The 13,748-nt window shown below is 67.0% G+C and carries 10 protein-coding genes; 2 read left to right on the top strand and 8 right to left on the bottom strand.

All coding sequences use genetic code 11. The annotated features are described in order from the left end of the window. Positions 1-14 precede the first annotated feature (14 nt). Positions 15-3,911, bottom strand: coding sequence for a phosphoribosylformylglycinamidine synthase (gene purL / locus OH686_RS17195; protein ID WP_289534125.1), 3,897 nt, complete (start codon positions 3,909-3,911; stop codon positions 15-17). A 194-nt stretch (positions 3,912-4,105) separates the two neighbouring features. On the opposite strand from purL, the gene mltF reads away from it, so the two are divergent. Next, a complete protein-coding gene (gene mltF, locus OH686_RS17190) occupies positions 4,106-5,578 on the top strand; it encodes a membrane-bound lytic murein transglycosylase MltF (protein WP_289534124.1) in 1,473 nt (490 codons plus the stop codon). Positions 5,579-5,670: 92 nt separating this feature from the next. On the opposite strand, the gene tadA is transcribed toward mltF, so the two are convergent. After that, positions 5,671-6,156: a tRNA adenosine(34) deaminase TadA gene (tadA, locus tag OH686_RS17185; RefSeq protein ID WP_289534123.1), complete on the bottom strand. Its 486-nt coding sequence runs from the start codon at positions 6,154-6,156 to the stop codon at positions 5,671-5,673. Beyond that, entirely contained in the window at positions 6,156-7,526 is a 1,371-nt protein-coding gene (locus OH686_RS17180) for a multicopper oxidase family protein (RefSeq protein WP_289534122.1), read from the bottom strand. The genes tadA and OH686_RS17180 overlap by 1 nt, the downstream gene beginning before the upstream one ends. A 170-nt stretch (positions 7,527-7,696) precedes the next feature. Here OH686_RS17180 and OH686_RS17175 point away from each other — a divergent pair, with 170 nt between their 5' ends. Beyond that, entirely contained in the window at positions 7,697-8,428 is a 732-nt protein-coding gene (locus tag OH686_RS17175; RefSeq protein WP_289534121.1) for a DNA-formamidopyrimidine glycosylase family protein, read from the top strand. Here the strand turns inward: OH686_RS17175 and OH686_RS17170 are convergent. The 5 genes from OH686_RS17170 to OH686_RS17150 all read right to left on the bottom strand — a co-directional run bounded on the left by OH686_RS17170 (position 8,419) and on the right by OH686_RS17150 (position 13,702). Continuing rightward, on the bottom strand, positions 8,419-9,174 hold the full coding sequence (locus tag OH686_RS17170; RefSeq protein WP_289534120.1) for a DUF2182 domain-containing protein: 756 nt from the start codon (positions 9,172-9,174) through the stop codon (positions 8,419-8,421). The two genes, OH686_RS17175 and OH686_RS17170, sit on opposite strands and share 10 nt — an antisense overlap. Further along, on the bottom strand, positions 9,155-9,790 hold the full coding sequence (locus OH686_RS17165) for a DUF1326 domain-containing protein (RefSeq protein ID WP_289534119.1): 636 nt from the start codon (positions 9,788-9,790) through the stop codon (positions 9,155-9,157). The genes OH686_RS17170 and OH686_RS17165 overlap by 20 nt, the downstream gene beginning before the upstream one ends. Before the next feature lie 155 nt (positions 9,791-9,945). Beyond that, positions 9,946-11,523 (bottom strand): glutamine-hydrolyzing GMP synthase, encoded by a 1,578-nt coding sequence (gene guaA / locus OH686_RS17160; RefSeq protein WP_289534118.1) that lies wholly within the window; start codon positions 11,521-11,523, stop codon positions 9,946-9,948. A gap of 77 nt (positions 11,524-11,600) precedes the next feature. After that, a complete protein-coding gene (guaB, locus tag OH686_RS17155) occupies positions 11,601-13,070 on the bottom strand; it encodes an IMP dehydrogenase (RefSeq protein ID WP_289534117.1) in 1,470 nt (489 codons plus the stop codon). An 83-nt stretch (positions 13,071-13,153) separates the two neighbouring features. Further along, positions 13,154-13,702: a sugar ABC transporter ATPase gene (locus OH686_RS17150; protein WP_289534116.1), complete on the bottom strand. Its 549-nt coding sequence runs from the start codon at positions 13,700-13,702 to the stop codon at positions 13,154-13,156. Between the last annotated feature and the right edge of the window lie 46 nt (positions 13,703-13,748).

The following is a 13,748-nucleotide window of genomic DNA, read 5'->3' as shown; positions in this document are numbered from 1 at the left end:
CACTCGGTGCGCTATCAGTCGACCCAGACGCGGGCGTTGCGGAACATGCGCATCCAGCCGCCGTCTTCCTGCCACTCGTCCGGGCGCCAGGAGTTCTGCACGGCGCGGAACACCCGCTCCGGGTGCGGCATCATGATGGTCACGCGGCCGTCGCGGCTGCACAGACCGGTGATACCGCGCGGCGAGCCGTTCGGGTTGGCCGGGTAGTTCTCGGTGACCTTGCCGTGGTTGTCGATAAAGCGCATCGCAACCGTTCCAGACAGATCGGCCTCCAGCAGCGCCTCCTCGCTCTCGAACTCGGCATGGCCTTCGCCGTGGGCGATGGCGATCGGCAGGCGCGAACCGGCCATGCCCTGCAGGAAGATCGACGCCGACTCCTGCACCTGGACCATGGCCACGCGGGCCTCGAACTGCTCCGAGCGGTTGCGCACGAAGTGCGGCCAGAACTCGGTGCCCGGGATCAGCTCGTGCAGGTTGCTCATCATCTGGCAGCCGTTGCACACGCCGAGGGCGAAGCTGTCCTTGCGCGCGAAGAAGGCGGCGAAGCCGTCACGGGCGCGGCTGTTGAACAGCGCCGACTTGGCCCAGCCCTCGCCGGCGCCGAGCACGTCGCCGTAGGAGAAGCCACCGCAGGCCACCAGGCCCTTGAACTGCTCCAGGCTGACGCGGCCGCTGAGGATGTCGCTCATATGCACGTCGACCGCGGCGAAGCCGGCGCGGTCGAAGGCCGCGGCCATTTCCACCTGGCCGTTGACACCCTGCTCGCGCAGCACCGCCACCTGCGGACGCACGCCCTTCTTGATGTAAGGCGCGGCGATGTCCTGGTTGACGTCGAATGACAGCTTGGTCGACAGGCCCGGGTTGTCCTCGTCGAGGATCAGATCGAATTCCTGCTCGGCACCCTGGGCGTTGTCGCGCAGGCGCTGGATCTGGTAGCTGGTCTCGGCCCACTGGCGCTGCAGCATGCGGCGCTCGCCGCCGAATACCGGCTCGCCGTTGAAGCTGATGGCCACGTCGCTGCCGTTGACCGGCTGGCCGATCACCGCCACGCAGTCGTCCAGGCCGGCGGCGCTGAACTGGGCGAGGACTTCCGGAGTGGCGTCCTGGCGCACCTGGATCACCGCACCCAGCTCCTCGTTGAACAGCACGGCGGCCAGTTCGGAGGCCTCGTCGGCAAGGCCGTCGAGGAACAGGTTGAGGCCGCAATGGCCGGCGAAGGCCATTTCCAGGGCGGTGGTCAGCAGGCCACCGTCGGAACGGTCGTGGTAGGCCAGGATATGGCCGTCGGCGTTGAGGCCCTGGATCACGGCGAAGAAGGCCTTGAGGTCTTCGGCGTCATCGACGTCCGGCACGGCCTGGCCGAGCTTGGCGTAGGTCTGCGCCAGGATCGAGCCGCCCATGCGGTTCTGTCCGCGGCCGAGGTCGATCAGGATCAGGTCGGTCTCGCCCTTGTCCAGGCGCAACTGCGGGGTCAGGGTCTGGCGAATGTCGGCGACCGGAGCGAAGCCGGTGATCACCAGCGACAGCGGCGAGGTCACGCTCTTGTCGACGCCCTCGTCCTGCCAGCGGGTCTTCATGGACATGGAGTCCTTGCCCACCGGGATGGTGATGCCCAGCGCCGGGCACAGCTCCATGCCGACCGCCTTCACGGTGTCGTACAGGCGCGCGTCCTCGCCCGGGTGGCCGGCGGCGGCCATCCAGTTGGCGGACAGCTTGATGTCGGAAATCTTCTCGATGCGCGAGGCCGCCAGGTTGGTGATGGTCTCGCCCACCGCCATACGGCCGGAGGCCGGGGCGTCGAGCAGCGCCAGCGGGGTGCGCTCGCCCATGGCCATGGCCTCGCCGGTATAGACGTCGAAGCTGGTGGCGGTCACGGCGCAGTCGGCCACCGGCACCTGCCACGGGCCGACCATCTGGTCGCGAGCGACCAGGCCGGTGATGGTGCGGTCGCCGATGGTGATCAGGAAACTCTTGCTGGCCACGGCCGGGTGGTGCAGCACGCGGTTCACGGCCTCGTCGATATCGACGCTGGAGGCGGCGAAGTCATCGCCCTGCTCGGCCTCGCGGGTCACGCTGCGGTGCATGCGCGGCGGCTTGCCGAGCAGTACTTCCAGCGGCATGTCCACCGGCTTGTTGCCGAAGTGGCTGTCGGACACGGTCAGGTGCGGCTCGGCAATGGCCTCGCCGACCACGGCGAACGGGCAGCGCTCGCGTTCGCAGATGGCCTTGAAGCGCTCGAAGTCGGCGGCGTCCACGCTCAGCACGTAGCGTTCCTGCGACTCGTTGCACCAGATTTCCAGCGGGGCCATGCCCGGCTCGTCGTTCGGCACGGCGCGCAGCTCGAAGCGACCGCCACGGCCGCCGTCGTTGATCAGTTCCGGCAGGGCGTTGGAGATGCCGCCGGCGCCGACGTCGTGGATGAACTTGATCGGGTTGTCGGCGCCCATCTGCCAGCAGCGGTCGATGACTTCCTGGCAGCGACGCTCCATTTCCGGGTTGTCGCGCTGCACCGAGGCGAAGTCCAGGTCGGCGGAGCTGGCACCGGTGGCCATGGACGAGGCCGCGCCGCCGCCCAGGCCGATCAGCATGGCCGGGCCGCCGAGCACGATCAGCTTGGCGCCGACCGAGATCTCGCCCTTCTGCACATGGTCTTCACGGATGTTGCCCATGCCGCCGGCGAGCATGATCGGCTTGTGGTAGCCACGTACTTCTTCGCCACGCGGCGAATTCACGGCCTGCTCGAAGGTGCGGAAGTAGCCGTTCAGGGCCGGACGGCCGAATTCGTTGTTGAACGCGGCGCCGCCCAGCGGGCCCTCGATCATGATGTCCAGGGCGGTGACGATGCGCTCGGGCTTGCCATAGGGCTTCTCCCAGGGCTGCACGAAACCGGGGATGTTCAGGTTGGAGACGGTGAAGCCGGTCAGGCCGGCCTTGGGCTTGGCGCCGCGACCGGTGGCGCCCTCGTCACGGATCTCGCCGCCGGAGCCGGTGGAGGCGCCGGGGAACGGGGCGATGGCGGTCGGGTGGTTGTGGGTTTCCACTTTCATCAGGATATGCACCGGCTCGACGGTGGCGCCGTACTCGCGGGTATCCGGATTGGGGAAGAAGCGCCCGGCCGTGTGGCCGACGATGACCGAGGCGTTGTCCTTGTAGGCGGACAGCACGCCGTCGCTGTGCATCTGGTAGGTGTTCTTGATCATGCCGAACAGCGACTTGTCCTGGCTCTCGCCGTCGATGTCCCAGCTGGCGTTGAAGATCTTGTGGCGGCAATGCTCGGAGTTGGCCTGGGCGAACATCATCAGTTCGACGTCGTGCGGGTTGCGGCCCAGCTCGGTGAAGCTCTTCACCAGGTAGTCGATCTCGTCTTCGGCCAGGGCCAGGCCCAGCTGGACGTTGGCCTGTTCCAGGGCGGCGCGGCCACCACCCAGGATGTCCACGGCGGTCAGCGGCTTGGGCTGGGCGTGGCTGAACAGGCCGGCGGCCTCTTCCAGGGTGCTCAGCACCAGTTGGGTCATGCGGTCGTGCAGCAGGGCGGCGGCGGCCTGGATATCGGCCTCGCTCAGCTCGCCGCTGACGTAGTAGGCCACGCCGCGCTCCAGGCGCTCGATCTTGGCCAGGCCGCAGTTGCGGGCGATGTCGCTGGCCTTGCTCGACCAGGGCGAGATGGTGCCGAAGCGCGGAATGGTCAGGAACAGCTTGCCGCTGGGCTCCTGCACCGGAACGCTCGGGCCGTACTTCAGCAGCCGGGCCAGCACCTGCTCTTCATCGGCGGTAAGTACTCCGGTGACTTCGGCAAAATGCGCGAACTCGGCGTACAACCCGGTCACGGCGGGAACTTTGGCGGTCAGTTGCGAAAGCAGTTTGCCGTGACGGAAGGCGGAAAGAGCGGGCGCGCCGCGCAGGATCAACATGGAGAACAGCCTCTGAGAAGGGGGTGTACTTCGAACCTGCCACGGGCCCCCGAGAGCAGGTTCTTTGAGGCCGTGCATTCTAGCCTAAAGCACCCGCCGACGGCACCCTGAGCGCACAGGGTGCGGCGCATCTAGCAGAGCGCCGAAATACTGTCGAGATATGGCACCCGTTGGGCTTTGCGTATACTGCGCCGATGTTTGCCCACATTGTGTTGCGCATCCGCACGACCGCCTGCTTGTTGGCGACCGCGATCCTCCTGCTGCTCGCGGGCTGCGACGGCTCTGCCGCCAAGCAGCCCAGCACCCTCGAGCGGGTACAGGAGGACGGCGTGCTTCGCGTGATCACCCGCAACAGCCCGACGACCTATTTCCAGGATCGTGCCGGCGAGACCGGTTTCGAGTACGAGCTGGCCAAGCGCTTCGCCGACAACCTGGGCGTCGAGCTGAAGGTCGAGACCGCCGACAACCTCGACGACCTCTTCACCCGCCTCAACCAGAGCAACGGCCCGGTCCTGGCCGCCGCCGGCCTGGTCGCCAGCGAAGGGCGCAAGGCCCAGGCCAACTTCTCCCGCGCCTACCTGGATGTCACCCCGCAGATCATCTATCGCGACGGCCAGCGCCGCCCCAGCCGCCCCGAGGAGCTGATCGGCCGGCGCATCCTGGTGCTCAAGGGCAGCAGCCACGCCGAACAGCTGGCAGAACTGAAGAAGACCCTGCCCGAGCTGCAGTACGAGGAGTCCGCCGATGTCGAGGTGGTCGACCTGCTGCGCATGGTCGACGAGGGCCAGGTCGACCTGACCCTGGTCGACTCCAACGAACTGGCGATGAACCAGGTGTACTTCCCCAACGTGCGCGTCGCCTTTGACCTCGGCCAGGCGCGTAGCCTGGGCTGGGCGGTGGCCGCCGGCGAGGACGACAGCCTGCTGCGCGAGGCCAACCACTTCCTCGCCCTGGTCGAGGAGAACGGCAGCCTGCAGCGCCTCAAGGAGCGCTACTACGGTCACGTCGACGTACTCGGCTATGTCGGCGCCTACACCTTCGCCAAGCACCTGCAACAGCGCCTGCCGCGCTACGAGCAGCAGTTCAAGCAGGCCGCCGAGAAGCACAGGGTGGACTGGCGCCTGCTGGCCGCCATCGGCTACCAGGAGTCCCTGTGGACCGCCGACGCCACCTCCAAGACCGGCGTGCGCGGCCTGATGATGCTGACCCAGGCCACCGCCCAGGCCATGGGCGTGGTCAATCGCCTGGATCCCAAGCAGAGCATCGCCGGCGGCGCCAAGTACTTCACCCTGGTGCACAGCGGCCTGACCGAAGAGATGAGCGAGCCGGACCGCACCTGGTTCGCCCTGGCCGCCTACAACATCGGTATCGCCCACCTGTCGGACGCCCGCAAGCTGGCCCAGGCCGAGGGCCTCAACCCGAACAAGTGGCTGGACGTGCAGAAGATGCTGCCGCGCCTGTCGCAGAAGCGCTGGTACAGCAAGACCCGCTACGGCTACGCCCGCGGCGGCGAGACCGTGCACTTCGTGCGCAACGTGCGGCGCTACTACGACATCCTCAACTGGGTGACCCAGCCGCAGCTGGAAGGCACCCGCGTCGCCGAGAGCGGCCTGCATGTGCCCGGCGTGAACAAGACCATTCCCAAGGAAGAGCCGACGCAGCTGTAGCCCGGATGCAATCCGGGGGGCGGGACTCGGGATCTGGCGTTACGGCCCGCGAGGTCGAAGCAGATCGCCGCGTTTCCCGGATTGCATCCGGGCTACCGATCGCCGCCGCGGCGTGCCTTGAAGAAGGCACTGAGCATTTCCCCGCATTCCTGCGCCAGCAGCCCGCCCTCGATCAGCACACGATGGTTGAGGAAGTCCTGGGTGAAGAACTGCCCGCGACTGACCGCCACCCCGGCCTTGGGCTCGGTGGTGCCGTAGACCACCCGGGCGATACGCGAATGCACGATCAGCCCGGCGCACATGCTGCAGGGTTCCAGGGTGACGTACAGGGTGCTGCCGGGCAGGCGGTAGTTCTGCACGGCCCGGGCGGCGGCGCGGATCGCCACCATCTCGGCGTGGGCGCTGGGGTCGGAGGTGCTGATCGGGCAGTTGAAACCGCTGCCGATCACTTCGCCGTCCTGCACCAGCACCGCGCCCACCGGTACCTCGCCTCTTTCCGCTCCCTCTGCGGCCAACGCCAATGCCTCGCGCATAAAGCGCTCGTCCTGGCTGCGGTCGATGATCTTCGGTTGGCGCATCAGGCCACCTCGATGGCGGCCATCAGGCCGGTTTCCATGTGATCGATCACATGGCAGTGGAACATCCACACCCCTGGATTATCGGCGACGAAGGCGATGCGCGCCGTCTCGTTCTTGCCCAGCAGGTAGGTGTCGGTGAAGTACGGCACGATGTCCTTGCGGTCCGAATCCAGCACCTTGAAGCTCATGCCGTGCAGGTGGATCGGGTGCTGGTACTGGGCCATGTTGCGCAGCACGAAGATGTAATGGCCGCCCTTCTTCAGGCTGGCGATGGGGCGGTCGGCGCAGGCCTTGTCACTTATATCCCAGGCCTGGCCGTTGATCTGCCAGTAGCGATAGCTGCCGCCGCGCTGCACATCGCCGGAGAGCATGGCCGCCCACTCGAAGTTGAAGCGCAGGGTCTCGGCGCGGCTCAGGTCCGGCTCGCGCACCGGGTTGGCCGGCAGCGCCGGCGGCCAGTTGCCGGGCGCCTCGCCGCTGGCGCTGCTCCTGATGGTCGCCAGGCGCAGCGGCCCGTTGCGCAGCGGCAACTCCTGACCCGCGGCCGGCACCTTGAGCGCCAGATCGATGCGCATTCCCGGCCCCAGCCAGTAGTCCTTGCCCAGTGGCCGCGGCTCGATCGGGTTGCCGTCCAGCGCATAGATGCGCGCCTCGCCGCCCGGCAGGTTGAGGCGATAGGTGATGGTGCTGTCGACGTTGATCAGGCGCAGGCGCACCACCTGCCCGGCCGGCAGCTCGATGGTCGGATTCGGCTTGCCGTTGACGGTCGACAGGCGCCCACGAGTGCCCTCGCGGGCAGCCTGGCGCGGCACCAGGAAGTCGGTGAAGGCGCCCTGCTCATCCACATGCCAGGTCTTCAGGCACAGCGTGCGCTCATGAACGAAACCGCTCGGCTCGCGCTCCTCGACGATCAGCGGGCCGACCAGACCGCGACCCAGCTGCTCGGTGCTGGAAGTGTGCGGGTGATACCAGTAGCTGCCGGCATCCGGGCAGATGAAGTCGTAGTCGAAGTACTCGCCCGGCTTGACCGGCAGTTGCGAGACATAGGGCACGCCATCCATGTCCAGCGGCAAGCGGATGCCGTGCCAGTGAATAGTGGTGTCGACGTCCAGCCTGTTGATGAAGCGCACGCGCAGGCGCTCGCCCTGTTTGCAGCGCAGCTCCAGCCCGGGGGCCTGGCCGCCATAGGCCCAGGCCGGGGTCTGGTGGCCCGGCACCAGCTCCAGGTCAAGCGGCGCGGCGATCAGCTCGTAGTCGTGGGTCGCCACGTTCTCCGGGCGCCCCAGCCAGTAGCGCACGCCACCGGCGCCAAGGCCGGCGACGCCCAGCCCCGCCATGCCGGCCAGTATCTGTCTGCGGGTAAACGACATGCGCCGACGACTCCTGAGAATGCGGGCCGACTACCGGGCCCTGAAACGACATAGTTTCTCATTAACTGCAGGCGCTGTGTGCGGGCAACGTTACGGGACGCGCGGCCGATTGCCGCAACTCTCGGCGCAGGCCACGGGTCTACCGGCAAACCCCGACAGGAGCGCACCGCATGCCCGAAGGCCCCAGCATCCTGATTCTGCGCGAGGAGACCGAGCGTTTCGCCGACCAGCGCATCCTGCGCGTGGAGGGCAACAGCAAGGTCGATCTGCAGCGTCTGCAAGGCCAGCGGGTAAAGGCCCTGCGCAGCTGGGGCAAGCACTTCCTGATCGAGCTGGAAGACGTCGTGGTGCGCATCCATCTGCTGCTGTTCGGCAGCTACCGCATCGACGAGCGCAAGGACGCGGCGCCGCGTCTGAGCCTGGGCTTCGCCAATGGCGAGCTGAACTTCTATGGCTGTTCGGTGCAGCTCCTGCAGCCGCCGCTCAGTGAACATTACGACTGGCGCTGCGACACCCTTGCCGATGACTGGGATGCCGAGCTGGCCCTGACCAAGCTGCAGGCGATGCCCGCCACCCTGGCCTGCGACGCGATCCTCGATCAGCAGGTGTTCGCCGGCGCCGGCAATATCTTCAAGAACGAGGTGCTGTTTCGTATCCGGGTGCACCCGTTGAGTCCGCTGGGCGCGCTGCCTGCCGACAAGCTGAAGGAACTGGTGAGCGAGGTGCGCCAGTACGCCTTCGACTTCCTCGCCTGGAAGAAGGCCTTCGTGCTCAAGCAGCATTGGCAGGCCCACCGTCAGAGTCGCTGCCCGCGCTGCGCCATTCCCCTGAGCAAGGCCAAGCTGGGGCGCACCCAGCGACAGAGCTATTACTGCGAGCAGTGCCAGTGGCGCTACGCCTGAACCAGCAACCACACTCCGCTACCGATCAGCAGCGCGCCGCTGACACGACGCCAGCCGGCGCCCAGCGGCAGCAGCTTCTCCGCCAGCACCAGCAGACTGAGCAGCGCCATGCCCCACAGGCTCATGGCGCCGAGCACCAGCAGGATCAGCATCAGCGCCCAGCAGCAGCCCAGGCAGTAGAGGCCATGGTGCAGGCCGGTCAGCCAGGCGCCGCTCAGCCCGGGACGGGCATGGTGCTGGAGGAACTGCAGCGGACTCTGGCAATGCTCGAGGCAGGCGGCCTTGGCCCGACTCAGCTGGTACAGGCCGGCCACCAGCAGCATCAGGCCGCCGAGCGTCGGCGGCAGGCGCAGGTTCATCGGCTCGAGCACGCCGGCACGCTCGCCGAGGGCCTGCAGGCCGGTCAGCAGCAGGGCGAAGCCGCACCACATAAGCCCGTACGCCGCGCAGAACAGCCAGAGCTTGGCCACGCGCCGGCGATCCCGCTGCAGGCAGCGGCGATACAGCATGATCATCGGCAGGGCCGCCGGCAGCATCATCGCCTGCATCATCACCAGCCACATGAGCAGGGCCAGCAGCCCCTCCCGGGACAGCCACCGGGTCGGCGGCATGCGCATGTCGCCCATCGCCGCCACCAGTTCCGCCTGGCGTACCTGCCAATACCAGGCCAGCGCGCTGAGCAGCAGCACACTGGCCGCGGCGACCAGCGCGCCCCAGTCCGGCCGGCTAGCCGCGGATGATGCCATTCGGCCCCATGTGCAGGTCGTAGAGCATGGCGTTACTGCCGGAGTGCTGCAGGGCGATGGCGCCCATCGTGCGGAAGGTGGCGCTGGCGCAGTCGGTCTCGGTGAACTCGAAGCCCTCGGGCAGCACCACCCGGGCGCGATGCACCGAGCCATCCACCGGGTTGCGGATCGGCTCGGCACGGCCATCGATCAGGCCGGGCACGCGGATGCTGGCGGTCAGGGCGACGCGGTCGGTGCGCACCTCGACCGGCAGGAACTGCGGCTCGTGCATGGTCTCCACCGTGCTGGCGAAGATGGCGAAGAAGGCCGTGGGTTCCTGCTCCTGGCCGCTGAGGATGGTCAGCAGCGCCTGGCGCTGAGCCTCGCTGGCCCTCTCGTCGATGAACGCCTGGCACTGGCCGTGGCCCTCGTGGATGGGGCCGGGCCAGGCGAAGGTGCAGGCCACGTGCAGGTCATCCAGCGAAACGTCGCCGAAGTGCCCCTCGAGAATATGGAAACCCACCGCCGCCTCGCAGGTGCCGTGGGTCGGCAGCGCGTTGAACTGGCAGGGGCAGCCGTACGCGCAGTTGCACAGGTCGACACCCGCGCCGCGCAATCGCCAATCGACATGGGCCATGACTCCATCCTCGCGAATGAGCGCATCACCCCTTCAGCTTGGTCCGGGTGCGCCGCCTCGTTAGATGGAATCGGCATCGCGCCGGGGGCTCTGAGCGACAGGCCCTATAAGCGAAAGGACAGCAACGAAAAGGGCAGCTTGCGCTGCCCTCCCGGTCACTCCCACTCGATGGTGGCAGGCGGCTTGCTCGACACGTCGTAGGTGACGCGGGAGATGCCGGATATCTCGTTGATGATGCGGTTGGACACCTTCTCCAGCAGCTCGTAGGGCAGGTGCGCCCAGCGCGCGGTCATGAAGTCGATGGTTTCCACGGCGCGCAGGGCCACGACCCAGGCGTAGCGACGGCCGTCGCCGACCACGCCGACCGATTTCACCGGCTGGAACACCACGAAGGCCTGGCTGGTCTTGTGGTACCAGTCGAAGTTGCGCAGCTCCTCGATGAAGATGTGGTCGGCCAGACGCAGCAGGTCGGCGTATTCCTTCTTAACCTCGCCGAGGATGCGCACGCCCAGGCCCGGGCCCGGGAACGGGTGGCGGTAGACCATGTCGTAGGGCAGGCCCAGCTCCAGACCGATCTTGCGCACCTCGTCCTTGAACAGCTCGCGCAGCGGCTCGACCAGGGAGAACTGCATGTCCTCCGGCAGGCCGCCGACGTTGTGGTGGCTCTTGATTACGTGGGCCTTGCCGGTCTTGGCGCCGGCCGACTCGATCACGTCAGGGTAGATGGTGCCCTGGGCGAGGAACTTCACGTCCTTGAGCTTGGTGGCTTCCTCATCGAACACTTCGATGAAGCTGCGACCGATGATCTTGCGCTTCTCTTCCGGATCGCTGACGCCGGCCAGGCGACCGAGGAACAGCTCTTCGGCGTTGGCGCGGATCACCTTGACGCCCATGTTCTCGGCGAACATGGCCATCACCTGGTCGCCTTCCTTGTGACGCAGCAGGCCGTTGTCGACGAACACGCAGGTCAGCTGGTCGCCGATGGCCTTGTGCAGCAGCGCCGCGACCACCGAGGAGTCGACACCGCCGGACAGGCCCAGCAGCACCTTGTTCGAGCCCACCTGGGCACGCACGGTGGCGATGGCGTCTTCGACGATGTTGGCCGGGGTCCACAGGGCTTCGCAGCCGCAGATGTCGAGGATGAAACGGGAGAGGATGCGACCGCCCTGCTTGGTGTGGGTCACTTCTGGGTGGAACTGCACGCCGTAGTAGGCGCGGCTGTCGTCGGCCATGGCGGCGATCGGGCAGCTCGGGGTGCTGGCCAGGATGTGGAAGCCGGCGGGCATGGCGGTGACCTTGTCGCCGTGGCTCATCCACACGTCCAGACCCAGCACACCGTCGGTGTCCACGTGGTCTTCGATGCCGTCGAGCAGGCGGGCCTTGCCGACCACGTCGACGCGGGCGTAGCCGAACTCGCGCAGGTCGGAACCCTCGACCTTGCCGCCGAGCTGCTCGGCCATGGTCTGCATGCCGTAGCAGATGCCGAACAGCGGCACGTTCAGATCGAACACCGCTTGCGGCGCGCGCGGGCTGCCCGCCTCATGCACCGACTCTGGACCGCCGGCGAGGATGATGCCGCGCGGGGCGAAGGCGCGGATGTCGGCGTCGGCCATGTCGAACGGGTGGATCTCGCAGTACACGCCGATCTCGCGCACGCGGCGGGCGATCAGCTGGGTGTACTGGGAGCCGAAGTCGAGGATGAGGATGCGGTGGGCGTGAATGTCGTGGGCCATGGCCGTCTCTCGTAGCGGAAGTCACAAATGACACGGGGCTGGTTAGTCAGCCCCGTGTGTACATCGTCTTGCTGCAATCAGCCCACGCGGTAGTTCGGGGCTTCCTTGGTGATCTGCACGTCGTGCACGTGCGACTCAGCCATGCCGGCGCCGGTGATGCGCACGAACTGCGGCTTGGTGCGCATTTCCTCGACGGTGGCGCAGCCGGTGTAGCCCATGGAGGCGCGCAGGCCGCCCATCAGCTGGTGCACGATGGCGCTCATCGCACCCTTGTACGGCACGCGGCCTTCGATACCTTCCGGCACCAGCTTCTCGGCACCGGCCGAGGAGTCCTGGAAGTAGCGGTCGGACGAGCCCTGGGCTTGGGCCATGGCGCCCAGCGAGCCCATGCCGCGGTAGGCCTTGTAGGAGCGACCCTGGAACAGTTCGACTTCGCCCGGGGCTTCTTCGGTACCGGCCAGCATCGAGCCGATCATCACGGCGGAGGCGCCGGCGACTATGGCCTTGGACAGGTCGCCGGAGAAGCGGATGCCACCGTCGGCGATGAGCGGCACGCCGGTGCCGGCCAGGGCGGCGGCAACGTTGGCCACGGCGCTGATCTGCGGCACGCCGACGCCGGCGACGATACGGGTGGTGCAGATGGAGCCCGGGCCGATGCCGACCTTGACGCCATCGGCGCCAGCGGCGACCAGGGCCTTGGCGGCATCACCGGTGGCGATGTTGCCGCCGATGACCTGGACTTCAGGGAAGTTCTCTTTGACCCAGCGCACGCGGTCGATCACGCCCTTGGAGTGGCCGTGGGCGGTGTCGACGATGATCACGTCGACACCGGCGGCGACCAGTGCGCCGACGCGGTCACCGGTGTCGGCACCGGTACCGACGGCGGCGCCGACGCGCAGGCGAGCCTGGTCGTCCTTGCTGGCCAGCGGGTAGGCCTTGGCCTTCTCGATGTCCTTGACGGTCATCATGCCCTTGAGGTTGAAGGCGTCGTCGACGATCAGGACTTTCTCGATACGGTGCTTGTGCAGCAACTCGCGCACGGTTTCCTTGGTGGCGCCTTCCTTGACGGTGACCAGGCGCTCTTTCGGCGTCATCACGTCGCGCACCAGGGCGTCCAGGCGGTTCTCGAAGCGTACGTCGCGGGAAGTGACGATGCCGACCAGGTCGCCGTTGGAGAGCACCGGCACACCGGAGATGTTGTGCTGGCGGGTCAGTTCGAACAGATCGCGTACGGTGGCGTCGGCCTCGATGGTGATCGGGTCCTTGACCACGCCGGCCTCGAATTTCTTGACCTTGCGCACCTCGGCAGCCTGCTGCTCGATGGTCATGTTCTTGTGGATGATGCCGATGCCGCCTTCCTGGGCCATGGCGATGGCCAGGCGCGCTTCGGTGACGGTATCCATCGCGGCGGACAGCAGCGGGATGTTCAGCTCGATGCCACGGGTCAGGCGGGTCTTCAGGCTGACGTCCTTGGGCAGGACTTCGGAATAACCGGGGATGAGCAGAACGTCGTCGAAGGTCAGTGCTTCTTGGCTGATGCGCAGCATGGCGGGGCTCCCGGGAGGGAAAAATAAGAAGCGCGGCATTATACCTAGCCACCCGCCATCACTCAATGCGCGGTTTCGCCCACTCAGCTTTTTACCTGAACCTGGGCCAACGGTTGTCCCAGGCGCTCGGTCAGCTCCTCGAGAAAGGCCTGGCGAAAACCCGCGGGGCCCCAGCCATTGAAGATCAGGCCGAGGTTGGAGAAGGCGCAGGGCTGCAGGAACAGGAAGCCATTGATGTCGTCCTCATGGCCGCATTCGGGACAGGTGAAGTTGTCGGTCTGCCCCGGCATCCACTCCTCCAGGCTGGCGAACAGCGCCTCGCCGATCTCCTGGCGGCACTCCGGACAACCCGCCTCCTCGAGGAAATCCTCGCTAGGCGTATAGATGCAGCGCTTGGTGACTATCTCCAGGCCGTTGAGCGGCTGACCATAGGGCAGCAGCTCGGGACGCTGGACGATCTGCCGCGCCCCCGGCGCGATGGCGTGGGCCATGCCGCGCGCGCCACGGCCGCAGGTGGTCGGCAGCTGCTCGACGATGTCACGTTTGACCAGCCAGCGCAGGATGCCCCAGGCCTTGGCCTCATGGCCGGGCAGGCTGGAGATGCGCGGGACGAGAATGATCTGATCGCTCATGACTACACCGCAAGGCGAAAAACGGCTGCGCAGCTTAATGACCACG

The sequence above is a fragment of the Pseudomonas sp. SO81 genome (genome assembly GCF_030374125.1).
GTDB lineage: Bacteria > Pseudomonadota > Gammaproteobacteria > Pseudomonadales > Pseudomonadaceae > Aquipseudomonas.
The sequence above is the reverse complement of the archived record's forward strand: the minus strand, read 5'-3'. Positions and strand labels throughout refer to the sequence as shown.